Raw genomic sequence first — 25,251 nt, 5'->3', positions numbered from 1 at the left:
GTACTTCTGGCCCATTTTTTGCAAAAGTTCCGTCGTCCATTTGGGAAATTTGCTAATTTTCGGGACGCGCGTTCGCCTGGGGGGCGCGCAGAGGGAACAGCAGCACCAGCGGATTGCGTAGCACGGCGCGCCAGAGGGCACGGTGAATGTGCCGGCGGTCGCCCATTGGCAGGGGACGCGATCTGAGCGCCATATGGAATGCTAACGCGAAACTCACACCGACGTTGAGCAGCGCCATCGACCCGACACCGGCAACGGCCAGCCAGAGCGCCGGATCGCGCAGCACCGGCATGCCCAGCACGCCGATCGACGTCGCGATCGCGCCGGTCGACAGCGTGACGTGGCGCACCTCGAACGGCAGCGCGAACGCCGTCAGCACCGCCGGCACGAGACCCAGCATGAAGCCGAGCGTCAGATTCCCGAGCACCGGTGCAATGTGACGGCGGCACGCGTCTGCCAGCCGCGCCGCCCCGTTCCGTCCGAAGACGAAGCGCAGTCGTCGGTTGTAGGCCAGCACATCCCCGATGCCGTGCAGCGCAAACCAATTGTCGGCCCAGCCTGAAATCAGACTGGAGAACCACAACAGCACCGCCGTCATGGCCGCGAACAGCGGCGTGATACCCAATATCGAGAACGAATTCAGCGTCGCATGGGCTTTTTCGGGCGGAATCGTGTTCATGCCAAGCGCCGCCGACACTGTCCATTGCACCAGCAGGCAGAACGGGAACACCACCGCCAGGTTGCCGAAGATAGCGGCCGCTTGCGTACGCACGAGAGCGATGACCTCGCCCACGAAGGCGTCCATACCGGCGGGCGTGTCGACATCGTCGAGCTTGCGGGCGATGGCCGGCGCGGTCATGGCCGGCTGCTTGGTCGCGAGCGTGAAATGGCAGAAGTGCATGAACAGGAAGCAGAGCGCGTAGTTGGCCCCGGCGAGGAAGCCTTCGACGACCGTCGGCAGGTGCGCGCTCGCAATCAGGAACTTGACGTAGACGGTGACTACCGTCACCAGCCCGCCGCCACACGCCATCTTCAGCATGGTGAAGTACTCGCTCCGATTGCGGGCGATGTAATGCTCGCCCGTCTCGGCGCTGCGCTCGACGACCTTGCGCGCCAACAGCCCGAACGACGTGCGCGCCAATTCGCCCACGCTCTGGCTCGCCCGGTTCGCGCGCACCAGATCGGCGAGGAGTTGCACCCGCGCGACGGCGCGATCGCCGCTCTCGCCGTGCGTCAGCCAGGCTTCGAGCAGACGCTCGAGCCGACGGATCCGCGCCTTGGTGCGTTCGACCTGAAACACGATGTCCACGCTCACGCCGTTTTCGTCCAGATGGGCATAGACCTGACGCGCCGCGCGCGCGCAGTCGTCGATCAGCGCGCGGAACACGTTGATCTGCTGCACGAAGTGCTGCGACGGCGGCGCGCCATGGGCGAACGCCTGCCCAGCCGATTCGAGCGCCTGCATGGCGCGTCCGATCTGGTAGAACGGCGACTCGGTGGCGCGCGGATACGCCAGGCGCGAGCGCACCGCCTGCGAGAGCCCGGTCGACCCAATCTGGTCAACGAGGTGGTGCATCGCGACGAGCAAGTCTTCGCCGAAAGGGTTCCAGTCGGCGTTGTCATCCTCGTCCTCGCCTTCATGCAAAAGCGCGATGAGGTCGGCCAGCAATGCCGGCGGCATGGCGGCGATCCAGTCGGCGGCGTCGCCATCGGGAAACATCAGCGAGCACAGTGCCGAGAGATCGCGCCGCGTCGGCGGGGGCGGAATCAGCGCCTTCTCGACGCGCTCGACCAGCGCCCCCCAAAACCCCGGGCGCACCGGCATGCCGGTATCGCACAGCAGCGAAATGGCGTCGCTCTCGGCAACGACGCTGCGCAGCGTGCGCGCCACGGGGAGTCGCCATGCGGGGTTTCGCTCGAGCATCTGCAGCAGATAGCGCAGCCGCGTGTGCGGGCGATAGCGCGCCGCCTCCCCTTCCCCGCGCGCCTCGTTGACGAGGGCGCCGCGCTTTTGCACCCAGTGCGCCAATTCGATCAGCCATTGGTTGCGGACCGCCAGCGGCGCAGACGGATCGGCGTGCGCAAGCAGTTCGTCGAGCTGATGGCCGGCGTGACGCGAGGCACGCCATTTACGCCAGTACGAAGTGAGCGAAGTGAGCATCGATGGGAAACGAGGTGAAGGGGGAGGAGAAAAGCACAGTACTACAGGACAGACCGCGCAACGCAACGTCGCCGACGCTCAGAGGTGCGTTTCCAGATGGGCGAGCAGGTCGTCGAGCCCGTCTTCGATGTAGTCGAGCACCGTCTCGAAGCCCTTTGCACCGCCGTAATACGGATCAGGCACTTCGGTGGCGTCGTGCCGCGTGGCAAAGTCCATCAGACGCACGATCTTGTGACGATACTCAGCCGGACAGCGCGCCATGAGTTCGGCGACGTTGGCGTCATCCATCGCCACGATCCATTCGAAGCGCACGAAGTCATCGGCATCGACGCGGCGCGCACGCAGCGCGCTCAGGTCGTAGCCTCGCCGCTCGGCAGCGGCCTGCGTACGTTCGTCGGGGGCGTGACCGAGGTGATAACTGTGCGTGCCCGCCGAATCGACGGCGATCACGTCGGTGAGCCCAGCGGTGGCCAGCCGGTGACGAAAGATGCCGTCGGCGCTGGGGGAGCGGCAGATGTTGCCCATGCAGATAAACAAAACTGACGTTCTTCTCATATAAATCAACGGGGAAGGATTGTAATTGGGCGTAAAAAATAGGTGCAAAACCGTCCTATGGCGCCCCAATAGAATCAATGACTTACCGTGTGGTTTTGAACGCTAGCCGCTGCCTCGCGCTTTGGGGAGGTCAAAGGAGGGAGAAATGAAAAACGCCCCAATGGGGCGTCTCGCAATGCACGGCATTTTTCGAAGCGGTTCAACGGACACGTCATGGCTTCTTGTGTCTCTGGCTGCTGGCCGGGGCAACATGATTCAAGCTTGTGCCCCTCTGATCCCAAATCAGTACGGAAACGGCCCGAAAACGCCCGTCGCAGAGGGCGACGCTAGTCTTTTGTCTAACTAATTGAACAAAGCTTACGCACGGCGCGACGCGGCTCTCAGGGGAGGAATGAGGCAAATTTTAGAAACCGGGCAGCTCGCCAGGTGCCGCCACGCGCAGCCTCAGGCGCCCTGCATCGAAGGTCTCCCCATCTGCCTTGATCACAACACGCAACGACGCTGGCTTCGAGATGGGAAATGGGGCTATAACAACGTTGAAGCCCACACTATACTTGGTTATCGGATCGAGTTCATCCGTTTGGATAGCAGCCCTACCACGAGCCAAATCCTCTTCAGGCAATGTCTGCTCCTGCAACACCTCATCATCGAGAAAGATGGAGAATGATAGGGAGCGAATGGGATTTGCCACGTCGGTGTCGCATTTCCCGATGATACAAAGTTTCGCTAATTGAGTCGGCATCTCTGCGACCTTAAGCAGGCCGGCATATATGCCCATATATGACTGCTTGTTGCCTAGTTCAAAGCGAAGGTCGTCGCAGAAAATAGCTCGAGCTTGTCTGTTCATATAGCGCTCACCTGAGCAGCAATTTTTTCGTTACGAATCAGTTCGCGAAAGCGATCCAAACTAACGCCAAGTGCGTCAGCCAACTTGATTGCAGTGTCCAAGAACATCTTTACAGATCCAGCCTCGATCTTCGCAATATGCGATTGGCTCGTGCAGGTCAAGCGCGCAAGCTCCTGCTGAGAGAGGCCTCGCGAGAGGCGAAGCTTGGCCAGCGAGTCGGGGGGCGCAGCCCGCAATATCTCTTCAGCAATAAAACGTCTGGCCGCAACCTTCTTCTGTAGCAACTCACCCGAATCATGCTCGGCCATAGCTGATTCAACGCTCACCCGAAGGCGACCGTTTCTGGGCGACCGAGAATGCTCTTTAATTTGGAACAAAAAACGACTCACTGGCGGCTGCGCAGTTGCCGTTTGCACTTCACCGAATCTTTGGGACGCCGAGCCGATCGTAGTCGGCGAGCATTCGCCGTGTAACAAGATGATCTCGTTCATAGTCGTATAAATGGTACGGTTCGTTACCGTCATAGGCAATTTGAAGATCTTTCACCACGATTGCCAATAGGTAGAAATCATCGTACTCATTGTCGTAACAGATCAGGATTCTGTATCTGCTCAATCCAACGTTGTGAAACCGGATCCGAGAAATATTGTAGCCCGCGGCATTCATCCACGCGACGGCCTTTACGGAGAACAACGGATCTGGGTGCTCCCCGTCCCGCTGTATCAATGACCAGAGAGCGTCCTCGCTCTCGTCGATCTGATCGGTTAATGCCTTGATGCGTACAGCATCCTGCGCTGTCAACGGATCATCCGCCAAACGCTGCAAATCCTCGTCGAATCCGTCATCAGCATACAGACGCATATTATATCACGCAAGATATATTCGCCATCGATTCGACCCGAGAACTTGCCCTGCGGCTTCCCTACCGTACCCGGCATCACGAAGGCGTTTGATTTTTGCCAGCACTTGCTGGATCGCCGGAAGCAATATACCGGAGTTCGATCGCCCTACCGAATACCGTCCGTTTTTGCTGCTGAACAGGACTCCAAATACTGTGTTTTTGTGCAGTATTTCGTGGTGATTTACGCCCCTCATCCGTACGAGAGGGAGGCCGCCATGCGAGACCCACACGTCACCCGATTCATCGTCGTCCCGTTCCGCAAAGGGAACGGCGACGAGCTGCTTCCCGTTGAAGTGCGGCCGGCCAGCACCAGCGTCGGCGCCGTGCGTGCCGCGCACTCGATGCGCGATCGGCACGCCGGCGTCGCGGCCTACGAGGTTCTGCTCGACCCCGAGACGGGCGCCATGGAATCGCCGAAGGTCCTGTTCGAGCACGGGCGAATTCCAGTGCTCGACGAGTGCGCAGCGGCGTAGCAGCGGGGTGTGCTATGCCGTTGAATCCCCGCCCGCCAGACCTGACGATCGACCAACTGTGCAGCCTGTGGCTCACGCACAAGGATCCTGATATGCGGCGCGCTGACCGCCCGCAGGTTGGGGCGCTCCTTAGAAATTCGCTGGATAAAAGGTGTCACGCGGCCAAATCGCCGCCAAGCGCACACATCTCCCACATGCGTGGATGAGTAGGTTGGAAACGCGGAAATGGTTGGTCGGCTGATACGACCGGCTTCCGCAGTTCACCGCGGCGCCCACACATAGTGTCGATGGCGAGGTAATCGACACAAAACGCAGGAGACCCCGGAGCCGGCTAGACCGGGTGTAGCCGGGGCACTGCGTCTAGCGACTCATCTCTTCCCAAGTACAAAGAGCTGTGCCGCCTCACTGCTGACATAATCAGACAATCGCTGAAATTGCTGCTCGCTCAAGATGCTACCCGGGTCCGCCCCCGACTGCGCGAAACCTTCTTGAATGATTTTCGTCAACTCCCGTTCGCGCCGACGATCCGCCATCTTCTCCATGAGTAGCGGCGCCAGATCATCCATTGCACGCTTGAAGCCGTCAAAGAAGTCCGGCCGCCCTAGCTTGATTGCGGAGAGGTCGTTATCCGAAAGCTTGAGATCGATGGACACTTGCACCTCTTTCCCGGTAGTCGGATCGATTGCATGAGCCGCGTTTATGGGAGCACCGTCATAGTTCTCACTGAGCAGTACAGCGAATCTAGCGACCCCGAAGTACTCAACGTAAGCAAGAAGTCGTCGTTCCGTCAGATCCGACTGAACGCCAACGATGTGGCATAAAGACTTCGATGGTCTGCTTACCAAAGGGTCGCATGTGTAGTACATCGCCGCAACGCCGCTAGTGTACTGGTCACTCAAATATGCAATGGGCGCGGCACAGAATCGTAGATCGACCTTTTGCTTGAATGCAAAGGCAAGCGCGGTCTTCACGGTCGACTTGAGCTCGCGCGCACCACCGAATTCAAACGACTGAATGAGGGGCGAATCCAACATCGTTTCAGTTTCGACAGCCTCACCAAGAACCGCGTCCACATCCAATTGCGGGAAGCGGCGCTTAAATCCACTAAGCTGTTGCCTCGCCTCCTTCCAATCCCTTGCCGAAAAAGAGATGGTTTTCCCATCGTCCGCCAGCGCCGGTTTCGTCGGGATAGCGGGAACCATTGTTCCGTCGGCGCTCAGCTTAAATGTCCGACCATCGACAGTATTGACCTTAATTGGGCCGGGTGCTTTCCCTGACTCCCGCTTGATATCGAGAGTGACTGAAAACCAGTGAAATTGATCGAAGAGAGGGCGATCCCATTCGGCTCCGGCCTGCTCATTACATCGCTTACAGATGAAGCCGCCGACTTTTAAGCGCCCTCCAATCGACTGAGGAATTACGTGTTCGAGCGAGTGGTTCTTCGTTGTGATTTTTTCTTGGCAGAGAGTGCACTTGGTCATTGTCGTCGGACCGAATCGAGAGTGGTGCCACGGTGGCTATCCGGAAGCTTGGGCAAGCGACGACATTCTCGCACTTTCAAGTGAGCACATCCGCGTCGGCGCGGCGACGTCAAATAGCCCGTATCCCTCTTCCCCCGATCTGATCAGCATCTCGGGTCTGCTCGCCTCAGGGTCGCTAAAGAAACTGCTAGTGCTGTCCTCCGTGATATTCATCCAGTGCGTCGATGATGTAGACGAGACCAGCAACCGAATCATCGCCTCTAGCATGGCGTTCCCGAGCAATCATCATGTCGTCTTCCGACATTTCACCGCTGTCTAACGATGTTGTAATTGATCGTTGCTCACGCAAAGTGGCTCTCAGCATCAGTGCGAAGGGATCGCGAGCGTGCACGAATTCGGTCGGGCATTTCCGTGTCGTTACATGCGCGACAGTTTGGCGCGACGGGAGCGACGCCATGAGCAGCAAAACGGCCTCCTCGAAAATCTCCCGAGGATCGGTGGGCCTCACGTCTGGGCGGGGTAGCGAATTTATGGCTTCCGGAGGGAACTCAACCGGCGTGACGCGCGAGGCCGGTGTAATTATGTTGTTGCACCAACTCCGAACCTTTTGATCGAGAAACGTCATCCCGCCGAGCGAATGGGCAAAGCGATTTCGAATGTTTCTGATCTGATCCAAAGTCCGTGCCTCTTCCCTGCTGATCAGCCCCAAGCGGTAGGTCAGCTTGATCTTCGAACTGAACGTGCTAAGTGGGCCGTTCCCCTCGAATACTTGCTCGTCGTTCTTCTCATCTTCAACAAGAAACGACTTCAGAATTAGTTCAAGCATCCCATCGAGGTATGCCCCAGCAACGACCGCTGCAGCTCTATCAGTCGCGTTTTTAAACTCCCCCATAAGTAGGTCGACGCCTTCAAGCGGGTCGGTAGGCACATTCTCGTTCGTCATCGCCTTTGCTCCATCAGTCCATCCATCAAGGATACCAAATCAATCACCCGCCGCTCAGGCACCGAATTAGGAGACTGGACTTGAAGCACTTCATCGTGACGGTCTATACGGCCGGTGGCCGCTATCGCGGAGATGGCATAGCTCGCAACTGGAGCGAACTCGACCAGGCGGCCGCCGCGCGCTTCGGCACGGAGGCTTTGCGAATCATCGTGAGGCCCACGCATGTTTGATCGATTCATGATCTGGACCGTCAGTGGGGCCGACAAGTGGATTCGCACTCTCCAGTTGGCCACCTGGGCCATCTGGGGCGTTCTCGTCGTCGCCTGCCTCTATGTGAGGTGGACGTCTGGCGTATGAGCAATGCCGCGAAACGAGCGGCAGCGGAACGTGCCTGGAAGACGCTGCGCCCCCTCATGAACGACCGGCACGCTCGGCCAACACTTCCCACCCGCCCCGGTTCGCCACGCTACTACGACGAAATCGAAGCCAAGCAGGCTTTGCGCGATGCCCTCGAAAGGCATTCGCCCATCCTGCTCGCCGCGCTCGCCTTCCACATCAAATCCGACGCACAGAGGCGCTCCGACGTCGACCGCGAACGAGGAAATAAATGACCGCCACACCGTCCTTCAAACAGAAGATCAACGAAAAGGAAATCCGGCGCGCGGATGCAATGAAGATCCGCTACGAGGATATCCACGTCGAACCCAGTTTCAATGTTCGCGCGGCACTGGACCTGCTCGACGGGGAGGCCTTGGAGAAGGCCAAGGAAGACGACGATAGCCTGTTCCGCCACATCATGGCTGGCGGGCAGTACCCGGCGCTTGAGGTTCGGCCCCGCGCCGAAGGTGGCGTGTGGCTGGTCGACGGGCATCGGCGCCATGCGGCCATCGGGCGAGCAGACCCAGCCGGCGCACCGCTCCGCGATCGCGACGGCGAGTTGATGGTTCGAATCGACGCCTTCGACGGCAACGATGCGGACCGAACCGTTCAAATCCTGTCGAGCAACAAGAATCGGCAACTGCACCCGCTTGAGAAGGCTTTCGGCTACCAGCGCCTTGCGCGCTTCGGTTGGGACAACCCGCGCATTGCTGAGGCCGATCACGTCTCACCTCCGTGAGTCGGAAAGATGCTCGTGCTCGCTGGTGCCAATTCCGACGTTCACCGCTTGGTGTTTGCCGGGAAGACCTCGGCATCAGTCGCGGCAGATGCCGTCCGCCAATATGGCGAACAGGCCGGCGCGTTCCTGTCAGGAGAGTTTGAGAAGGCATCCGCTGGCGGGAAGAAGAAAGTCACCACCGGATCGATCAAGGGCAAGTCCTACTCACGCACGGCCGTGACGACATACGTCGAGCGCATTGGCACCTTCGTCTCTTCTCTGCCCGACGCGGACCGAGAAGCAATCGCCAATAGCGAAACTGACTTTCCCGTGACGGTCAGCTCAAAAGCACTTCGCGAGTTGCTTGCTGCCCATTCCGATATCGGCGCCGCCAGCGCGCCCACCACGCCTGCCACCGGAGCTTGATATGCGAATCTGGATGCCGACGAGCGTCGCGCGCGCCATCATCGCTTACGCCCAGCGCACGCCCTACTTCGACCTTCGCGGCTATATGCGCCGTTGGTGGGTCAAGAAGCCCTGCGGGCACGATGCCAGCGCCGCCGAAGATGGGCGACGCGATACTAGTTGAGGCGCACGAGTGCACAACACACTCCGCAGTGACGCTGGCAGGGATCTTCACGATCACCCGTGGTGGAGCATCTCCATCGTGCTGCTCGGCGGCTATTGGGAAATCATGCCAACCGAGCAGGAGCAGCCGGCCAAATGGGATGCTCGTCCAGAAACGACCCTCTTGCGCGGATATCGCCGCGCCTGGCGTCGCCCCGGTTCAATCGTCTTCCGGCGTGCGACGGATCGCCATCGACTCGAAATCCCCGAGGGCGGCGAAGCCTGGTCACTCTTCATCATGGGGCCGTGGCAGCGCAAACTGGGGCTTTCATACTCCTCACGGCTGGAACCCCTGGCGAGAATACATCGCGCAGCGTCCCACCAGCGAAGACACTTAAGCGCGACGATCGCCGTCCCGACGCAATGAAATCTCCCGGACGGCACGTTGATACGTTTCCAGTTGATCCAGGTCTTTGTCGTCAAGAAAACTCGGATGTGCAGGCCAACGCAGTAGAAATCCACTTTCGACGAGACACGAACGCATTTCGATTACGTCATTTATTTCGGCCGCCGACAAATGCGATTTTCGCACCTCTGTGAGGCGTTGAAGAAGCTCGGCGTACTCTGACTTGTCGAATCGGTACGAAGCCTTCCGAAATTCATTGTTTCGAATCGCTGTGTTCCGCGATAGAAAGCCGATCAGATCAAACGCGACGTTTGCCACCTCGCGGCGGGTTCGCAACTCCGACTCTGCCTCAGCACGCTTCTGCCGCATGACCTCTGCGGATTGTTGAGCCCTTGCAATCGAATAGGCGCCGCCGATTGCTCCAATCGCACCCACTGCCTGCACCCAGCTCGCCCATTGCCCGCTGTCAGTGGGCGGATTTCTAAAAAACACCATTCCGACGGCCCCAACAGCGACCGCGATGGCAAACGATACCCCATGACTTTTCATATCGATCTCGGTCGAATTTGTGAGGAGAAATCCTAGCATGAGCCCCTACGAACCCCGCCCCGAAGGCCTGAATACCGATCCTGCGCCGAAGTCTGTGGTGGAGACGCTCAAATTCGAGCCGAAGTCTTTCCACCTGTGCCTCGACGTTCGTGGTGCGCTGATGAACTGGAAGGCCCGGGACTTCAAAGGAATGTTCAAGCACGACGACGGACGCATGATGACGCCCGCCGAAGCGAAGGCTGAACTCCTTGACGAACTGTCGCAGGGACACAACTTCATCCCGTTCGGCAAATGCGACAACTTCGACCACAAAGAGCACGGCTGCATGGGCCATCCGGTCGCCCGGTCAAATGAGGTGGAAGCATGAACTGCAACTGCGTGAAAGAAACAGAGGTGAGCATCGCCAACCTGATGACGACGAAGTTGGGCACTCCCGTAGAGGTGAAATCGGCCGACATCGCCTTCATTCTGGGCCGCAAGCAGGGCATGTGGATGGCTTTCAAAACTCGCTTCACTGCAACTGCCGACGCAAAGGGTTACAAGCGCGGCAAGGAAGTCACCATGATCGCCAACTTCTGCCCGCTCTGCGGCAAGTCGGCCAAGCAGACCGAGGAGAACCAGCATGCCTGACCACAAGACCGTGACGTTTGATGCGAGCCAGTGGCAACTCGTGCCGAAGGTGCCGACAGATGCGATGCTCGACGCGGCAGCATGCGCTTCGATGCAGCACCTTATCGATTACATCAATGATCCGGAGAAAGCCAAAGAAATTTGCAGCGAGGAAAATGTTCGCAAGACTCATGCGTCTCGCTATCACTCGATGCTCGCCGCCGCCCCCACGCCAGCCGCACAGAGCGCAGGGCAAGAGGCAGTGGCGTTGACTGACGCTGAAATTCTTGACATCGGATGTCGTGTTTTCGGTGCCCATGAATGCACGCCGACCTTCGGCGCTGTCTTGCAATTCGGTCAGGAGCTTCGGGCGCTGTTGACCGCTCCCGTGAATGGCGGCGAGCGCGAGCTGGGGCAATTGATCGACGAGCGCGACCAGTATCACGATGCGGCCGAAAAGCTGGCCGATGCCATCGCCAAGCATTTCGGTGTCGAAATTGGCGAGCACAGTAACCTCAATTGCCCGCGGCAGAACGCGCTTGACCATATCTCGCAGGCAACTACGCGTGCCGCAGGGTCGCCGCAGGTGAGCGGCGATGGGTGGCTTGCAGAAGCCGAGCGCCTCATCATGAGACTGTGCGATACGACCTTCACATGGGCGCGTGGCCCCAAGTATTACGATCAGGAACTGACAAATCGCACGGCTGCAAACGCCGCATGTGATGCGCTCAAGGCTCACCTGCGTTCCGCCCTCTCGTCTCCCGCGAAGATGGGCGGCTCCGAAGACTCTGACAGCGCTGCCGGGGCGCGCCTTCGTACTGTTATGACACTAGCAGGCGCTGGCGATGCGGTTTCAGGGATGAGCGACGCAGATGCTGACGCATGTCGATTTTCGCTACTCGCATTCTTGCGGCGTGAGCTTGAGAAGCGCGCGAAGGTGGGCGGGGATGAGCGGGAGGCGTTCAAGGCAGCATTGTCGAAATACGCGAAGGCTTGCTTCATCAGCGAAAACTATCACGAACTGAATGCTACTCGGGACCAAGTGCTGTCCATCTACGACCGCGCCGCGCTGTCGGCGGATGGCGGCGAGCGGAAGCCTGCGGGATGTTGATGCCGGTCGATCGCTCAAACCTCGAGGGCGACGCCACTCCGAATTTCAAGCAGGCGGGCAACCTCACTCCGATACAAATTGGCGTTTATTCCCATCACCCCAACGAGGTGAATCGGCACCACGGGCGTCGAAGTCAACCGCGCAGACATTCCACGCAGTATTTCGATTGCCTCATCGATCAACATGATCACTTTGGTCGAATCAATGTCGTGAAGAGGTATGGCGCACAAACTTCTATATGCGTATTGAATGCGATGATCATTCAAAGTCTGGAACTGCGCGAGCGCAGCAGCATCGTCAGCGTCAATCTCACCGAATTGAGTGACGGCTCGCACAGCCAGCTCCACGATCGCTAGAACCGCTCGACGTCGATTCTTCCGCGCGAGAAACGCCTGGTAGTGAATGAAATACGCGCCAGCGCCAATGGCGGCGATTGAGCCAAGTGCCTGAACCCAATAGGCCACCTCGGCAACGCCGAATTTTCCCCAAGGCACCACGTTGAATCCCGCGACCCCAAACATACCGAACAAAGCAATTGCGGCGTACGTATTGATTGCATTCACCTTCGCTGCCCCCGTTTTTGGCAGGCATCGTAGCACGTCGAAGCAAGTTCGAGCGCGTTAAAGACGCTAAGGGCGCGCGATGCTACTTCATTCTGATGTCGTTCGCATCTCGGAAGGCAATCTCAATATCTCGGAGTGCATCCTGGATTTTCGTTACGGCCATCTGTCTGCTTGTGTAGACCTCATGCGGGCTTCCGGTGCGGACATATCCTTCAAGTAGTTGCCTGATGGAAGGAAGCAGGCCCACTGCACGCGCAATGTGAGCCCCCCTTCCGCCGGGAAGGCTTGCAAGCTTCATCAGCATATCGTGCGGACTCGTCAACGCGAGGTTCGCAGAAACGCGCTGGGCGGCGTTGGTTCCCTCCGCAGATCGACGCATTCGGTCGGGCTCAGTGAGAAACACAGAAAGGACCTCCTGCAGCTCATCGCCTTTGACACGCAGTTCGTCGCTTACCAGCCCCCAGGCGATTGCCGCCTCAGACTCCTTGGTCTCACGACGCCAGCGCGCGTCTCGCAATGCTATTCCGACTGCTGCCACCACCGCGCCAACAGTCCCGATCGCAGTTGCGATATCGACCCAGTCTTTTGTTTGACCAACGATCAATGTCTTCCACGACCAGATGTACGCGACAACGCCCCCGAGCAGCATGCCGAACGCCACAAGTAGCACCGCACGCCCATCGTCGATGACCGATTTATCAACCTTGTTCATTTAGCGCCCCGAATTTTTTCAGGAATCCTAGCATGATCAGAGATCAGTTCCTTCTCGACATTTCCAACGAGTTGATCATCGATAATTTCGCAGGCGGCGGCGGCGCGAGCTGTGGAATCGAGCTAGCCCTCGGGCGCCACGTCGACCACGCTATCAACCATGATCCCGAGGCTTTCGCCATGCACGCGATGAACCACCCGCAGACCGAGCACCACTGCGAATCGGTGTGGGACGTCGATCCGCTCGCGCTGACGCAAGGTCGCCCCGTCGGCCTTGCCTGGTTCTCGCCCGACTGCAAGCACTTCAGCAAGGCCAAGGGCGGCAAGCCACGCGACAAGAAGATTCGCGGCCTGGCATCGGTGGCGATGCGCTGGGCCGCGCTGGTGCGCCCGCGCATCATCATGCTGGAGAACGTCGAGGAATTCCGGACGTGGGGCCCGGTGCTGGCAGATGGTTCGCCGTGCCCGCGCCGCAAGGGCGACACGTTCCGATCCTTCGTCCGTCAGCTTGAGGCGATGGGATACGCGGTCGAGCACCGCGAGCTGCGCGCGTGCGACTACGGCGCGCCCACGATCCGCAAGCGCCTATTCCTGATCGCCCGCTGCGACGGAAAGCCGATCGTTTGGCCCGAGCCGACGCACGGCGCGCCGGACAGCGCCGCTGTGCTCGCAGGTCTGCGCAAACCGTGGCGCACGGCGGCCGAGTGCATCGACTGGTCGATCCGTTGCCCGTCGATCTTCGAGCGAACCAAGCCGCTTGCCGAGGCCACTATGCGCCGAATCGCGCGCGGCATCCGCCGCTACGTGATCGACTCGGCAAAGCCGTACATCGTGAAGGTGAACCACGCCGGGGCCGAGTTCCGCGGCCAGCCGATCGGCGAGCCTTTGCAGACAATCACCGGCAAGCATGGGTATGGTGTCGTCGCGCCGCACCTGACCAAGTTCCGCACCGGGTCGACGGGCGCCGGCCTGCGCGAGCCGGTACCGACGATCACCGCTGGCCCGAAGGAAAATCCTGCCGGCGCCGCGCACGCGCTCGGCCTGGTCGTCCCGGTGCTGACCGAGTGCGCCAATGCATCGACGCAACGATCGTGGCCGGCAGATAAGCCGCTGCGCACCCAGTGCGCCGAGGTCAAGGGTGGTCACTTCGCGCTCGCGTTCGCCACGCTGGTGCAGACCGGCTATGGCGAGCGCGCCGGGGCTCGACAAACCAATGGGCACAGTCGTGGCCGGCGGCGCGAAGCACGCGCTGGTTTCGGCTTTCCTTGCCAAGCACGATGGCGGCAACTACGACGGCCCCGGCGTCGACCTCGATGAGCCGGCCAGCACGGTCACGACCACCGACCATCACGCGCTGGTCTCTTCGCACATGGTCAAGCTGCGCGGCGAATGCACGGGAAGCGCTACCGCAGAGCCTGTGCCGACAATCTCGGCGCAGGGCAACCATATCGGCGAGGTCCGCGCCTTCCTGGTGAAGTACTACAGCGAAGGCGGCCAGGATCAGGATTGCCGTGACCCGATGCACACGATCCCGACCAAGGATCGCCTCGGCCTCGTCAACGTCGCCTGCGAGCAATACCAGATCGCCGACATCGGCATGCGCATGCTTGAGCCGCACGAGCTGTACGCAGCGCAGGGCTTTCCAGCGTCCTACGTGATCGCGCCCGTGTTCAACGGGAAGCGTATGCCGAAGCACGCCCAAGTGCGCATGTGTGGCAACAGCGTCAGCCCGCCAATGGCCGCCGCGCTCGTGCGCGCGAACGTGCCGGAAATGGCGGCCTGGACAGCTAAGGAACGCCGTGTGGGGGTGGCAGCATGAGACAGAACGAGACCGGCGACGGCATGGACGAATACGAACGTCAGCTTCGCGAGGAGATTGCGTTCCATCAGCGCATGTATCAAAGCGCGATTGAACCGCTCGTGAAGCAGTTGGTGCGTATCCAAGCGATACGCCCGCGTCGAATGTACATCACGCCCGAGCAGGCTGAACAACTGGGATTGCTGAATAAGAAATGACCACCCACCCGGCCACGGCCGAAGCACTGAAAGAGATTCTGCGGGTGACCGCGAAGCAATGGGGAGTGAAAGATGAAAGTCCGACTGAATGACTGGCTCAGCAAGAACTTTGCGCCGCCGCCGGCCATCCGCACGGCACGCCTGTGGATCCGTGACGGAAAAATTTACCCGCCCCCGGTGAAGGTTGGCCGGGCCTACTATGTGGAGCAGAACGCCCAGTTCCTGGACGGCAGCGCGCCGCGCCTTGTTCAACGAATCGCAATCACCTGATCACTATGGCAACCCGTCCTCGCACCCGTAACAAGGGAAACTGGCCCGACAATCTGTACGAGCCACGCCCAGGGTATTACACCTGGCGCGACCCGCGCAGTGGCAAGACGCACGTCATAGGACGCGTTCCGCTTGCCGTGGCCAAGTTCCAAGCCATCGAGGCAAACGCGCATATCGTGGCGCCCTCGAAGAGTCTGATTGACCGCTTGCAGACGGCTGGACAGACTGTGTCGGACCTTCTGGAAAAGATGCCGACAGAGGGCATCGCTGAAAACACGCTCAGGTCGCGCCGCTCGCTCGATATAACGATCCGCGAGAGGCTTGGCGCGATCGATTGCGGCGCCCTTACGGTCAAGCACATTGCAGAGTTGCTCGAAACGTTCAGGGATGCTGGGAAGGCGCGATCAGCGCAGGCGCTGCGTAGCAGGATGGTCTCAATGTGCCGACGCGGCGTCGAGCTTGGCTGGCTGCAGTCCAATCTGGCGGAAGTGACGGGTAGTCCAGAAGTGAAGGTGAAGCGCCGCCGACTGAACGGCATCGATGAGTTCAATGCGATCCTAAAGGTGGCGCCGCAGGTCAACGAGTGGCTGGCGAATGTAATGCTTCTGGCACTGGTGAGCGGTCAAGACCGGGTGACTATCGCGGAATGGCAGCGGCCGGCCAGCACGGCAACTTCAGTGCTTCTGCGCCGCGGGAAAACCGGGGTGAAGATCGAGGTACCGCTTGAGCTGCGGCTCGACGCATTGGGAATGTCTCTCGGTGAAGTAGTCACGCGCTGCAAATCATCGAGAATCGCGACGAAGTACCTCATTCATCACGTTCGCCCTTATGGCAACGCGCCCACCGGCTCCCCCGTCCATCCCGACAGTATCAGTCACGCCTTCGCAGACGCGCGCGCGCTGGCGGGGATCATGGGCGACGATGCACCGGCGTTTCACGAGATCCGCAGCCTAGCGAAGCGCTTGTACAGCGAACAGGGAAATGTCGACACGAAAGCGCTCTTGGGTCACCTCACCGAACGCATGTCGGCGCTCTACGCAGATCCGAGCGGCATTGCCCCGATTCGAGTCAAAATCGGCGGCGGATTTTGAACGAATTTTGAACAAGTTTTGAACACCCCCAGTGTTCACGGGGGTTTCCGGGCGATATCAGATGTTGCCCATGCAGACGAAGAGAACGGAGGTCGTTTTCATGCCTTCGGCCCCAACTCCGCCTCGCTCGCCCCGTCGGTGCCGAAGACCAGTGCCTTGACGTGCAGCAACTGGTCGCGCGCCTTGGCGGCCTTCTCGAACTCCAGGTTGCGCGCATGCTCCTGCATCTGCTTTTCGAGCTTCTTGATCTCGCGCGCCAGCTGCTTTTCCGACATGTCCTGGTAGTGCGCCTGCTCCTTGGCTTCGGCCAGTTCCGCCTTGGCGCCCTGCGGGTCGTAGACACCGTCGATGATGTCCTTGATGCGCTTCTTCACCCCCTGCGGCACGATGCCGTGTGCCTCGTTGTGCGCCATCTGCTTGGCACGGCGACGCTCCGTCTCCCCGATCGCGCGCGTCATCGAATCGGTCATCTTGTCGCCATAGAGGATGGCCGTTCCATTGACGTTACGCGCCGCCCGCCCGATCGTCTGAATCAATGACCGCTCGGAACGCAGGAACCCCTCCTTGTCCGCATCGAGAATCGCCACCAGCGACACCTCCGGAATATCCAGCCCCTCGCGCAGCAAGTTGATCCCGACCAGCACGTCGAACGCGCCCAGACGCAGATCACGAATGATCTCCACGCGCTCGACCGTATCGATGTCGCTGTGCAGATAGCGAACCTTCACCCCGTTATCCGACAGATAATCGGTGAGCTGCTCTGACATGCGCTTGGTGAGCGTGGTCACGAGCACGCGCTCGCCCACGGCCACGCGCTTGTTGATCTCACTCAGCACATCGTCGACCTGTGTCTGGGCCGGACGCACGATGATGATCGGGTCGATCAAGCCGGTCGGACGCACCACCTGCTCCACCACCTGCCCGGTGCGCTTTGCCTCGTAATCGGCCGGGGTCGCCGACACGAAGATGGCCTGACGCATCTTGCGCTCATATTCGGCAAACTTGAGCGGACGGTTGTCGAGCGCCGACGGCAGCCGGAAGCCGTAGTTGACGAGGTTTTCCTTGCGCGCCCGGTCGCCGTTGTACATGCCGTTGAACTGCCCGATGAGGACGTGCGATTCGTCGAGGAACATCAACGCATCGGGCGGCAGGTAGTCGACGAGGGTCGGCGGCGGCTCGCCCGGCGCCGCGCCGGACAGATGCCTCGAATAGTTCTCGATGCCCTTGCAAAAGCCCAGCTCCTGCAACATCTCCAGATCGAAACGGGTGCGCTGCTCAAGGCGCTGCGCCTCGACCAGCTTGCCTTCCTTGTAGAAGAAGTCGAGGCGCTCGCGTAGTTCGTCCTTAATCGTCTCGATGGCGCGCAGCACCGTATCGCGCGGCGTCACGTAGTGAGAGGACGGGTACACCGTGAAGCGCGGCACTTTCTGCCGCACGCGCCCCGTGAGCGGATCGAACAGTTGCAGCGTATCGACTTCGTCGTCGAACAGGTCGACGCGCAACGCCAGTTCGGCGTGCTCCGCCGGGAAGATGTCGATGGTGTCGCCGCGCACTCGGAACGTGCCGCGACCGAAGTCGGTCTCGTTGCGGGTGTACTGCATGGCGATCAGGCGCGCGATGATCTCGCGCTGCCCCAGCTTGTCGCCCTGCCGAATCGTCAGAATCATCCGATGGTATTCGCTCGGATTGCCGATACCGTAAATCGCCGAGACCGTCGCCACGATGACCACGTCGCGCCGCTCCAGCAGGCTCTTCGTTGCCGAGAGACGCATCTGCTCGATGTGTTCGTTGACGGACGAATCCTTCTCGATGAAGAGATCGCGCTGCGGAACGTAGGCTTCCGGCTGGTAATAGTCGTAGTACGAGACGAAGTACTCCACCGCATTTCGCGGGAAGAACTCGCGGAATTCCGAGTAGAGCTGCGCGGCGAGGGTCTTGTTCGGTGCGAACACAATGGCCGGCCGCCCAAGCCGCGCCAAGACGTTCGCCATGGTGAACGTCTTGCCGGAGCCGGTGACGCCGAGCAAGGTCTGGAAGGCGAGCCCGTCCTCCACGCCCTCGGTCAACTGAGCGATAGCCGCCGGCTGATCGCCGGCCGCGGCAAATGGGCAGTAGAGCTGATAAGGCGAATCCGGAAACGTCAGGAACTTGCTTTCGTCGAGATCGTTGTCTGCCGCAGGAGTCATGGCGAGGGCGCAAGCGTGAGGGACGTAATCCGGCATTTTAGCGCGTCGGACGATTCCCTGAGGCCCATGGGTGACAACCGATCCTTCTGCGGCGCGAGGCCGGGCCGACGATGTCGCCCCCTGACGCATGGCACGTCAATGTCGTCAATTTCTGGCAATACGTGGCAGTTTTCGTGTCAAAGGGAGGCGATTTCGCGCGCGCACGCCTGTGTTTCCCACAAGCGTGGGGAATCTTCGTTAAAATGTCGCGTTGAGCTGATCGCGCGTCTGATACCGCCGACCCACCGCGTTTTCCTACTACCTGCCTCGAGCCGTCGAAATGACCCTGTTCTCCGCTGTCGAACTCGCCCCGCGCGACCCCATCCTTGGCCTGAACGAAGCCTACAACGCCGATCACCGCACCGAGAAGGTGAACCTGGGCGTGGGCGTGTATTTCAATGCGGAAGGCAAGCTCCCCCTGCTCAAGGCCGTGAAGGCCGCCGAAGAACAACGCGTGGCCGCCGGTCTGCCGCGCGGCTCCCTGCCGATCGAAGGCATTGCCGCCTACGACAAGGCCGTGCAGGAAATGCTGTTCGGCAAGGAATCGCCCGTGCTGGCCGAAGGCCGCGTGGTCACCGCGCAAGCCCTGGGCGGCACCGGCGCCCTCAAGATCGGCGCTGACTTCCTCAAGCAACTGAACCCGAATGCCACCGTCGCCATCAGCGATCCGAGCTGGGAAAACCACCGCGCGCTGTTCAGCCAAGCCGGCTTCAACGTCGTCTCGTACCCGTACTACGACGCCGACTCGCATGGCGTGAATCTGGCGGGCATGCTCGACATGCTCGGCAAGGAACCCGAAGGCACCATCGTCGTACTGCACGCCTGCTGTCACAACCCGACCGGCGTCGACCTGTCGATGGACCAGTGGGCACAAGTCGTCGAGGTCGTGAAGGCTCGCAAACTGGTGCCGTTCCTCGACATCGCCTATCAAGGTTTCGGTGACGGCATCGACGCCGACGCCGCCGTGGTGCGCCTGTTCGCCTCCACCGGCCTGGACTTCTTCGTGTCCAGCTCGTTCTCGAAGTCGTTCTCGCTGTACGGTGAACGCGTGGGTGCCCTGTCGATCGTGACGGGCAGCAAGGACGAATCGGCCCGAGTGCTCTCGCAACTCAAGCGCGTGATCCGCACCAACTACTCGAACCCGCCGACGCATGGCGGCTCGGTCGTCGCCGCCGTGCTGGGCAGCCCCGAGCTGCGCGCGCTGTGGGAAGAGGAACTGGCCGAAATGCGTGAGCGCATCCGCGCGATGCGTCTCGCCCTGGTCGAGAAGCTGCGTGCGCATGGCGTGGAACGCGATTTCTCGTTCGTGATCAAACAACGCGGCATGTTCTCGTACTCGGGCCTCACCGCCGACCAGGTCGAACGCCTGCGTGAAGAGTTCGGCATCTATGCCGTGAGCACGGGCCGTATCTGCGTGGCCGCGCTCAACGACAAGAACATCGACCGCGTCGCCTCGGCCATCGCCCAAGTGCTGCGCTGAGCCCATCCGGCATCGTCGAAGTCGAAGCCCGCCACCCGGCGGGCTTTTTTTGCACCCCAATTTGTTGCAGCGCAGCAACGATAATTGAAAACAATTGTCAGAATAGTCAAAAACTATCGCAATGATGCAGAAATGCCATATATCAGGGTTATGCTGCGTTGCACAGCCGCGATAAACGGTTGCATAATTCGCTCACCATCCGCCTCTGGGCACACAACATGCTGTATCAGATTCACGAATACAACCGTGCGTGGTTGAACCCCCTGACCACCTGGGCCAAGGCAGCGGCGACCACGTTCGTCAATCCGGGCAGCCCGTTGGCCATGATGCCGGGCGCGCCCCGCATCGCCGCGGGATACGAGTTGCTCTACCGGCTCGGCAAGGATTACGAAAAGCCCGAATTCAATATCAAGGCCGTCGAAGTCGGCGGTCACAATATTCCGGTCGTGGAAGTCACCGCGATGGAAAAGCCGTTCTGCCGCCTGCTGCGCTTCAAGCGGTACGCCGACGACGCCAGTGCCGTCGGGCAGCTCAAGGACGACCCGGTCGTGCTCGTGGTCGCGCCGCTCTCCGGCCACCACGCCACGCTGCTGCGCGACACCGTCAAAACGCTGCTCAAGGACCATAAGGTCTACATCACCGACTGGATCGATGCGCGCATGGTGCCGCTCGAAGCCGGCGCGTTCCATCTTGACGACTACGTCGCGTACATCCAGGCGTTCATTCGCCACATCGGCGCGGAGAACCTGCACGTCATTTCGGTGTGCCAACCCACCGTGCCGGTGCTCGGCGCCATCTCGCTCATGGCATCGAACGGCGAAACGACGCCCAAGACCATGACGATGATGGGCGGCCCGATCGACGCGAGCAAGAGTCCGACGTCGGTCAACTCGCTGGCGACGAACAAGTCGTACGAGTGGTTCGAGAATCACGTGATCCATCCGGTGCCCGCCAATTATCCGGGCTCGGGCCGGCTGGTCTATCCGGGCTTCCTTCAGCACGCCGGGTTCGTGGCGATGAACCCTGACCGTCACCTGACGTCGCACTGGGATTTCTATCTGGACCTGGTACGCGGCGACAACGACGACGCCGACTCGCATCGTCGCTTCTACGACGAGTACAACGCGGTGCTCGACATGGCTGCCGAGTACTACCTCGACACGATCAAGACCGTTTTCCAGGACTTCAGCCTCGCGCGCGGTACGTGGGACGTGGCTGGCCAGCGGGTTCGTCCGCAGGACATCAAGACCACGGCGCTCTTCACCATCGAAGGCGAGCTGGACGACATTTCGGGCAGCGGACAGACCCAGGCCGCGCATGAGCTGTGCATCGGCATCCCCGCCAAACGGCGGGCGCATTTTACCGCCCCGGCTTGCGGCCATTACGGCATTTTCTCGGGCAGTCGTTGGCGCAACGTGATTTATCCGCAGATTCGCGACTTCATCGCCAAGCACGCCTGAACCTTCACCGGTTCGCCGAGCGGCCATGACAAAACCGCCGCGGGGCTTCGGCCCTCGCGGCGGTTTTGTTTTGACGAGCCTACGGCAAGCGCCACATGCTCAATCGGTCATCGCGTACGCAATGAATCCAGCAGCATTTGCGTATTGAAGGACGAATACGACGTGCGCGCGTCGCCGGCCATGAAATCACGCCCCATCACGATGGACAGCGTGTGGCGGTTCGACATCACGTAGTAGCCCATCGCCGAGATCGTCACGTACAGATCGACCGGATCGACGCCCGGCCGGATTTCGCCGCTGGCTTCGCCGCGCTTGAGCGTCTGCGCGAGCAGCTCGACAATCGGTGAGACCTGTTGGCGAATCTCGGTCGACTGACGCATCGACTTCGCGTCGTGCAGATTCTCGTTGTTGATGAGCCGAATCAGTTCCGGATGGTCGGCGTAATAGTCCCACACGAAGTGGGCCAGTTCGGCCACGGCGTCGAGCGGCGCCAGCACATCCAGCCTGAGCGCGTGTTCGGCGCGATTGAATTCGCCATAGACCTCCTCGAGCACCGCCAGATAGAGCTGGTCCTTGTTGCCGAAGTAGTAATACAACATGCGCTCGTTGATGTCGGCTCGGCGTGCAATGCTGTCCACGCGCGCACCGCTTGAACCCCGCTCCGCAAACTCCTCGATCGCCGCAGCAAGAATGCGCTGACGCGTGCGTTCGGGGTCGCGTTTGATCTTGGTTTGAGGTGTAGTCATGATCGGCCGGTCGTTCTCATCGGGCGGAATTATGGCACATCGGTTTCAGTGTTTCCGGAAAATGCAGGATAATTCGACTTTCCGCCGAATCCCCCTCAAACGACGTGTCCGAAGTTAGCGCGCTCGCGCAGCGCATCGATGCCCTTTTGCCCCAGACGCAGTGCACCAAGTGCGGTTACGCCGGGTGCCGCCCGTATGCCGATGCCATCGCCAGCGGTCAGGCCAGCTACAACCAGTGCCCGCCCGGCGGCGCCGAGGGCGTGGCGCGTCTGGCCAAGCTGCTGGATCGCCCCATCATCGCGCTGAATCCGGACAACGGCGCAGAGCGTCCCCGGCCGCGCGCGGTCATCGACGAATCGCTGTGTATCGGTTGCACGCTCTGCCTGCAGGCCTGCCCGGTCGACGCCATCGTCGGCGCCGCCAAACTGATGCACACCGTGATCGAGGACCGTTGCACCGGCTGCGATCTCTGCGTGCCGCCCTGCCCCGTCGACTGCATCGACATGGTGCCGGTCACCGGCGAGCGCACCGGCTGGGATGCCTGGTCGCAAACGCAAGCCGACGACGCGCGCTCGCATTTCGAGGTGAATCAGGCCCGTCTCGCGAAGGATCGGGCGGCGCGGGAAGCGCGGCTGGCCGCGCGCGCGGCGCGGGTTGCTCCCGCAGCGCCCGGCACGCCTTCGGCGCCCGCCTCCGGGCAAGAGGTGTCGCCGGTAGCGCAAACGGGCGACGTGGCGCCGGCGCCGTCCCCCGTAGCCGATGAAGCCGCTGCGGCGGCGGCTCGCAAGCAGGCCATCATTCAAGCGGCTTTGGCGCGCGCGAGAGAGAAAAAGGCCGCGCTGGCGGCCGAAGGCCTCGCGCCGAAGAACACCACGCACGTTTCGGCCGCCGTGCAGGCACAGATCGACGAAGCGGAAGCCCGTCGCAAACGCCTGGGCCTCAGCCCAGACGACGATGCCGCCCCCTCGGGCGCCGACAGCACCCCGCAAAAGGTCTAGGCGGGCAGCCGCACACGCCGTCACCTGATAACAAGACAAACGCCCCAACCCACGCGCCACCCGCCATGAACGACGCCAAACGACGCGCCCTGTTCGAAACGTTGCAGCAACTGAATCCGCATCCGACGACGGAGCTGGAGTACACGTCGCCATTCGAGTTGTTGATCGCCGTGCTGCTTTCGGCCCAGGCGACCGACGTCTCCGTCAACAAGGCCACACGCAAGCTCTACGCGGTGGCCAACACCCCGGCGAAGATGCTTGCGCTGGGCGAGGCCGGGGTTGCCGATTACATCAAGACAATCGGGCTGTACCGCACCAAGGCCAAGAACGTCATCGCCACCTGCCAGTTGCTGCTCGACGCGCACGGCGGCGAAGTGCCCCGCTCGCGCGAAGCGCTCGAAACGCTGCCGGGCGTCGGTCGCAAGACGGCCAATGTGGTGCTCAATACCGCGTTTGGCGAAGACACCATTGCCGTCGATACGCACATCTTCCGCGTGGCGAACCGCACGGGTCTCGCACCTGGCAAGGATCCGCTGGCCGTGGAACTGGCGCTGGAGCGCGTCATCCCGCGCGAGTTCAAGCACGATGCCCACCACTGGCTCATTTTGCACGGCCGCTATGTGTGCAAGGCGCGCAAGCCGGAATGCTGGCATTGCGCCATCGAGCCGTTGTGCGACTTCCGTCCCAAGACGCCCGCGCCGAAGGGCTGACCGGCGCTTCCCCGGCAACGCCGTCGCAATCGACGCAATCGACGCAGACGACACAAATGACAACGGGCGGTCCCGACATCGGGACCGCCCGTTTGTTCTGTACGCGCCGAAAATGCGCGCGGCGCGCGACAAATCCTGCTTAGATGATGCGCGCCGCCTCGTCGAACGACAAGCGCGGATTGCGCGGGAACAGCTTGCCGTGATCGCCGTAGCCCAGATTGCAGATGAAGTTCACACGCCACTCGGTACCGCCGAAGAAGGTGTCGTTGACCTTCTGTGCGTCGAAACCGGCCATCGGGCCACAGTCGAGGCCCAGCGCGCGGGCGGCGAGGATGAAGTAGCCGCCTTGCAGCGAACTGTTCATGTGCGCGGCACCGGCAGCCTTGGCGGGGTCGCCCGAGAACATCGGCACCATCTTGTCGGCCCCGTTCGGGAACAGCTTGGGCAGGTGCTCGTAGAACTTCAGGTCGTACGCGATGATGGCCGTCACGGGCGCCGTGCGGGTCTTGTCCACGTTGCCCGGCGCCATGCATTCAAGCAGCTTGTTCTTCGCTTCCGGGCTCTTCACGAAGACCACGCGCGCGGGCGTGGTGTTGGCCGACGTCGGGCCCCATTTGACGAGGTCGTACAGCTCACGCAGCGTTTCATCGCTGACCGTTTTGTCGAGCCACACATTGTGCGTGCGGGCATCGGTGAATAGTTGGGCGATGGCTTCTTTGGCGATGATGCTCATGACAATGGACCTCGGGAGATGAGTGGCGAATGACCGGCGATTGTACCGTTGCCGCGCGACACGCGCTGAGGTGGCAAAAATGCCCGCGACATCAGGGGGTTGCGGCGGCGCCACGCGCCGACAGCCAGACCACGCCCGCCAGAATCAGCACGCCGCCGCCCAGCTGTGCCGCCGTGAGCGTTTCGCCCAGCAGCATGGCCGCGAGCAGCACCGTGACGACCGGCTCCAGCGTCGAGAGCATGGAGGCGCGTCCCGCCCCCAGTCGTTGCAAACCAGCGAAGAAGGTCAGAATGGCGACGACCGTCGAACACACGGCAATGGCCGCGAGCGCCGCCCAGCCCCCGGCGCCTGCGGGCCATTGCAGCGGCAGCCCTTGCGTGGTTCGCACCGCCGCCATCGCCCCGAAGGAAACGGTGGCCGCCAGGCAGACGAGCGTTGCCGTGGCGCGGGCATCGACACCGCGTGTCAACCGCGCGCCGATCACGATGTAGCCCGAATAGATCAACGCCGCCGCCACGGCCAGCGCCATGCCCAGCGGCTGCCCCTGTC

Annotated in this window: 30 protein-coding genes and 1 pseudogene; 17 read left to right on the top strand and 14 right to left on the bottom strand. The window is 61.1% G+C overall.

Annotated features, from left to right (window positions below; translation table 11 throughout):
- Positions 1 to 52 precede the first annotated feature (52 nt).
- From A985_RS0119000 to A985_RS28325, 5 genes are all read right to left on the bottom strand, one after another.
- Positions 53 to 2,161 (bottom strand): site-specific recombinase, encoded by a 2,109-nt coding sequence (locus tag A985_RS0119000; protein ID WP_017234961.1) that lies wholly within the window; start codon positions 2,159 to 2,161, stop codon positions 53 to 55.
- A gap of 78 nt (positions 2,162 to 2,239) precedes the next feature.
- Positions 2,240 to 2,716: a low molecular weight protein-tyrosine-phosphatase gene (locus A985_RS0118995; protein WP_026132150.1), complete on the bottom strand. Its 477-nt coding sequence runs from the start codon at positions 2,714 to 2,716 to the stop codon at positions 2,240 to 2,242.
- Between the two features lie 403 nt (positions 2,717 to 3,119).
- Positions 3,120 to 3,563 carry a hypothetical protein gene (locus A985_RS0118990; RefSeq protein ID WP_017234959.1) on the bottom strand — a complete coding sequence of 148 codons (444 nt, stop codon included), beginning with the start codon at positions 3,561 to 3,563 and terminating at the stop codon, positions 3,120 to 3,122.
- Complete coding sequence (locus A985_RS28330; protein ID WP_017234958.1) at positions 3,560 to 3,871, bottom strand: helix-turn-helix domain-containing protein; 312 nt, start codon at positions 3,869 to 3,871, stop codon at positions 3,560 to 3,562. Before A985_RS28330 ends, A985_RS0118990 begins: the two co-directional genes overlap by 4 nt.
- A gap of 109 nt (positions 3,872 to 3,980) precedes the next feature.
- Positions 3,981 to 4,424, bottom strand: coding sequence for a hypothetical protein (locus A985_RS28325; protein ID WP_017234957.1), 444 nt, complete (start codon positions 4,422 to 4,424; stop codon positions 3,981 to 3,983).
- Positions 4,425 to 4,469: 45 nt separating this feature from the next.
- Here A985_RS28325 and A985_RS29485 point away from each other — a divergent pair, with 45 nt between their 5' ends.
- Positions 4,470 to 4,937 (top strand): hypothetical protein, encoded by a 468-nt coding sequence (locus tag A985_RS29485; RefSeq protein WP_232424678.1) that lies wholly within the window; start codon positions 4,470 to 4,472, stop codon positions 4,935 to 4,937.
- A gap of 368 nt (positions 4,938 to 5,305) precedes the next feature.
- Here the strand turns inward: A985_RS29485 and A985_RS0118970 are convergent, their stop codons facing one another.
- Positions 5,306 to 6,418, bottom strand: coding sequence for an HNH endonuclease (locus A985_RS0118970; protein ID WP_017234955.1), 1,113 nt, complete (start codon positions 6,416 to 6,418; stop codon positions 5,306 to 5,308).
- 187 nt (positions 6,419 to 6,605) lie between these two features.
- The gene (locus A985_RS27180; protein WP_017234954.1) at positions 6,606 to 7,361 is read right to left on the bottom strand and encodes a hypothetical protein; all 756 of its coding nucleotides are present in this window, start codon (positions 7,359 to 7,361) and stop codon (positions 6,606 to 6,608) included.
- Positions 7,362 to 7,441: 80 nt separating this feature from the next.
- On the opposite strand from A985_RS27180, the gene A985_RS28320 reads away from it, so the two are divergent.
- From A985_RS28320 to A985_RS28315, 5 genes are all read left to right on the top strand, one after another.
- On the top strand, positions 7,442 to 7,591 hold the full coding sequence (locus tag A985_RS28320; RefSeq protein ID WP_017234953.1) for a hypothetical protein: 150 nt from the start codon (positions 7,442 to 7,444) through the stop codon (positions 7,589 to 7,591).
- A gap of 123 nt (positions 7,592 to 7,714) precedes the next feature.
- Entirely contained in the window at positions 7,715 to 7,972 is a 258-nt protein-coding gene (locus A985_RS0118950; RefSeq protein ID WP_017234951.1) for a hypothetical protein, read from the top strand.
- A complete protein-coding gene (locus A985_RS26230) occupies positions 7,969 to 8,478 on the top strand; it encodes a ParB/Srx family N-terminal domain-containing protein (protein WP_017234950.1) in 510 nt (169 codons plus the stop codon). Before A985_RS0118950 ends, A985_RS26230 begins: the two co-directional genes overlap by 4 nt.
- 9 nt (positions 8,479 to 8,487) lie before the next feature.
- Positions 8,488 to 8,883 (top strand): hypothetical protein, encoded by a 396-nt coding sequence (locus tag A985_RS27175; RefSeq protein WP_017234949.1) that lies wholly within the window; start codon positions 8,488 to 8,490, stop codon positions 8,881 to 8,883.
- A gap of 1 nt (position 8,884) precedes the next feature.
- Positions 8,885 to 9,046: a hypothetical protein gene (locus A985_RS28315; RefSeq protein WP_017234948.1), complete on the top strand. Its 162-nt coding sequence runs from the start codon at positions 8,885 to 8,887 to the stop codon at positions 9,044 to 9,046.
- A 372-nt stretch (positions 9,047 to 9,418) separates the two neighbouring features.
- Here A985_RS28315 and A985_RS28310 read toward each other — a convergent pair whose 3' ends face one another.
- Positions 9,419 to 10,018, bottom strand: coding sequence for a hypothetical protein (locus A985_RS28310; RefSeq protein WP_157211520.1), 600 nt, complete (start codon positions 10,016 to 10,018; stop codon positions 9,419 to 9,421).
- Here A985_RS28310 and A985_RS0118930 point away from each other — a divergent pair.
- The 3 genes from A985_RS0118930 to A985_RS0118920 are packed head-to-tail and all read left to right on the top strand — an operon-like array spanning position 10,017 to position 11,699.
- The gene (locus A985_RS0118930; RefSeq protein ID WP_017234946.1) at positions 10,017 to 10,346 is read left to right on the top strand and encodes a hypothetical protein; all 330 of its coding nucleotides are present in this window, start codon (positions 10,017 to 10,019) and stop codon (positions 10,344 to 10,346) included. The genes A985_RS28310 and A985_RS0118930 overlap by 2 nt on opposite strands.
- Complete coding sequence (locus A985_RS0118925) at positions 10,343 to 10,609, top strand: hypothetical protein (RefSeq protein ID WP_017234945.1); 267 nt, start codon at positions 10,343 to 10,345, stop codon at positions 10,607 to 10,609. The genes A985_RS0118930 and A985_RS0118925 overlap by 4 nt, the downstream gene beginning before the upstream one ends.
- The gene (locus A985_RS0118920) at positions 10,602 to 11,699 is read left to right on the top strand and encodes a hypothetical protein (RefSeq protein ID WP_017234944.1); all 1,098 of its coding nucleotides are present in this window, start codon (positions 10,602 to 10,604) and stop codon (positions 11,697 to 11,699) included. Before A985_RS0118925 ends, A985_RS0118920 begins: the two co-directional genes overlap by 8 nt.
- A 14-nt stretch (positions 11,700 to 11,713) precedes the next feature.
- Here A985_RS0118920 and A985_RS0118915 read toward each other — a convergent pair whose 3' ends face one another.
- On the bottom strand, positions 11,714 to 12,262 hold the full coding sequence (locus A985_RS0118915; protein ID WP_157211519.1) for a hypothetical protein: 549 nt from the start codon (positions 12,260 to 12,262) through the stop codon (positions 11,714 to 11,716).
- 82 nt (positions 12,263 to 12,344) lie between these two features.
- Complete coding sequence (locus A985_RS0118910) at positions 12,345 to 12,974, bottom strand: hypothetical protein (RefSeq protein ID WP_017234942.1); 630 nt, start codon at positions 12,972 to 12,974, stop codon at positions 12,345 to 12,347.
- A gap of 32 nt (positions 12,975 to 13,006) precedes the next feature.
- On the opposite strand from A985_RS0118910, the pseudogene A985_RS27170 reads away from it, so the two are divergent.
- From A985_RS27170 to A985_RS0118890, 4 genes and pseudogenes are all read left to right on the top strand, one after another.
- Positions 13,007 to 14,792: pseudogene (locus A985_RS27170) on the top strand (DNA cytosine methyltransferase).
- Between the two features lie 23 nt (positions 14,793 to 14,815).
- Entirely contained in the window at positions 14,816 to 14,989 is a 174-nt protein-coding gene (locus A985_RS0118900; protein ID WP_157211518.1) for a hypothetical protein, read from the top strand.
- Positions 14,990 to 15,061: 72 nt separating this feature from the next.
- The gene (locus A985_RS0118895; RefSeq protein ID WP_017234939.1) at positions 15,062 to 15,259 is read left to right on the top strand and encodes an excisionase; all 198 of its coding nucleotides are present in this window, start codon (positions 15,062 to 15,064) and stop codon (positions 15,257 to 15,259) included.
- A 5-nt stretch (positions 15,260 to 15,264) separates the two neighbouring features.
- The gene (locus A985_RS0118890) at positions 15,265 to 16,350 is read left to right on the top strand and encodes a phage integrase Arm DNA-binding domain-containing protein (RefSeq protein ID WP_017234938.1); all 1,086 of its coding nucleotides are present in this window, start codon (positions 15,265 to 15,267) and stop codon (positions 16,348 to 16,350) included.
- A 98-nt stretch (positions 16,351 to 16,448) separates the two neighbouring features.
- On the opposite strand, the gene uvrB is transcribed toward A985_RS0118890, so the two are convergent.
- The gene (gene uvrB, locus A985_RS26210) at positions 16,449 to 18,536 is read right to left on the bottom strand and encodes an excinuclease ABC subunit UvrB (protein ID WP_017234937.1); all 2,088 of its coding nucleotides are present in this window, start codon (positions 18,534 to 18,536) and stop codon (positions 16,449 to 16,451) included.
- 319 nt (positions 18,537 to 18,855) lie between these two features.
- On the opposite strand from uvrB, the gene A985_RS0118880 reads away from it, so the two are divergent.
- Together A985_RS0118880 and A985_RS26205 are read left to right on the top strand one after the other, a co-directional pair.
- Positions 18,856 to 20,055, top strand: a complete 1,200-nt coding sequence (locus A985_RS0118880; protein ID WP_017234936.1) for an amino acid aminotransferase — start codon at positions 18,856 to 18,858, stop codon at positions 20,053 to 20,055.
- A gap of 218 nt (positions 20,056 to 20,273) precedes the next feature.
- On the top strand, positions 20,274 to 21,515 hold the full coding sequence (locus tag A985_RS26205) for a polyhydroxyalkanoate depolymerase (protein ID WP_051060260.1): 1,242 nt from the start codon (positions 20,274 to 20,276) through the stop codon (positions 21,513 to 21,515).
- A gap of 107 nt (positions 21,516 to 21,622) precedes the next feature.
- Here the strand turns inward: A985_RS26205 and A985_RS0118870 are convergent, their stop codons facing one another.
- Positions 21,623 to 22,261 carry a TetR/AcrR family transcriptional regulator gene (locus tag A985_RS0118870; protein ID WP_017234934.1) on the bottom strand — a complete coding sequence of 213 codons (639 nt, stop codon included), beginning with the start codon at positions 22,259 to 22,261 and terminating at the stop codon, positions 21,623 to 21,625.
- A 104-nt stretch (positions 22,262 to 22,365) separates the two neighbouring features.
- Here A985_RS0118870 and rsxB point away from each other — a divergent pair, with 104 nt between their 5' ends.
- Both rsxB and nth read left to right on the top strand, forming a co-directional pair.
- Positions 22,366 to 23,259, top strand: a complete 894-nt coding sequence (rsxB, locus tag A985_RS0118865; RefSeq protein WP_017234933.1) for an electron transport complex subunit RsxB — start codon at positions 22,366 to 22,368, stop codon at positions 23,257 to 23,259.
- A 65-nt stretch (positions 23,260 to 23,324) separates the two neighbouring features.
- Positions 23,325 to 23,969 (top strand): endonuclease III, encoded by a 645-nt coding sequence (gene nth / locus A985_RS0118860; protein WP_017234932.1) that lies wholly within the window; start codon positions 23,325 to 23,327, stop codon positions 23,967 to 23,969.
- Positions 23,970 to 24,108: 139 nt separating this feature from the next.
- On the opposite strand, the gene A985_RS0118855 is transcribed toward nth, so the two are convergent.
- Together A985_RS0118855 and A985_RS26200 are read right to left on the bottom strand one after the other, a co-directional pair.
- On the bottom strand, positions 24,109 to 24,702 hold the full coding sequence (locus tag A985_RS0118855; protein WP_017234931.1) for a malonic semialdehyde reductase: 594 nt from the start codon (positions 24,700 to 24,702) through the stop codon (positions 24,109 to 24,111).
- A gap of 91 nt (positions 24,703 to 24,793) precedes the next feature.
- Positions 24,794 to 25,251 (bottom strand): DMT family transporter (locus tag A985_RS26200; RefSeq protein WP_039830520.1); only part of this gene is annotated, 458 nt, incomplete at its 5' end.

This window comes from Pandoraea sp. B-6 (genome assembly GCF_000282835.1).
Taxonomy (GTDB): domain Bacteria; phylum Pseudomonadota; class Gammaproteobacteria; order Burkholderiales; family Burkholderiaceae; genus Pandoraea; species Pandoraea cepalis.
The sequence above is the reverse complement of the archived record's forward strand: the minus strand, read 5'-3'. Positions and strand labels throughout refer to the sequence as shown.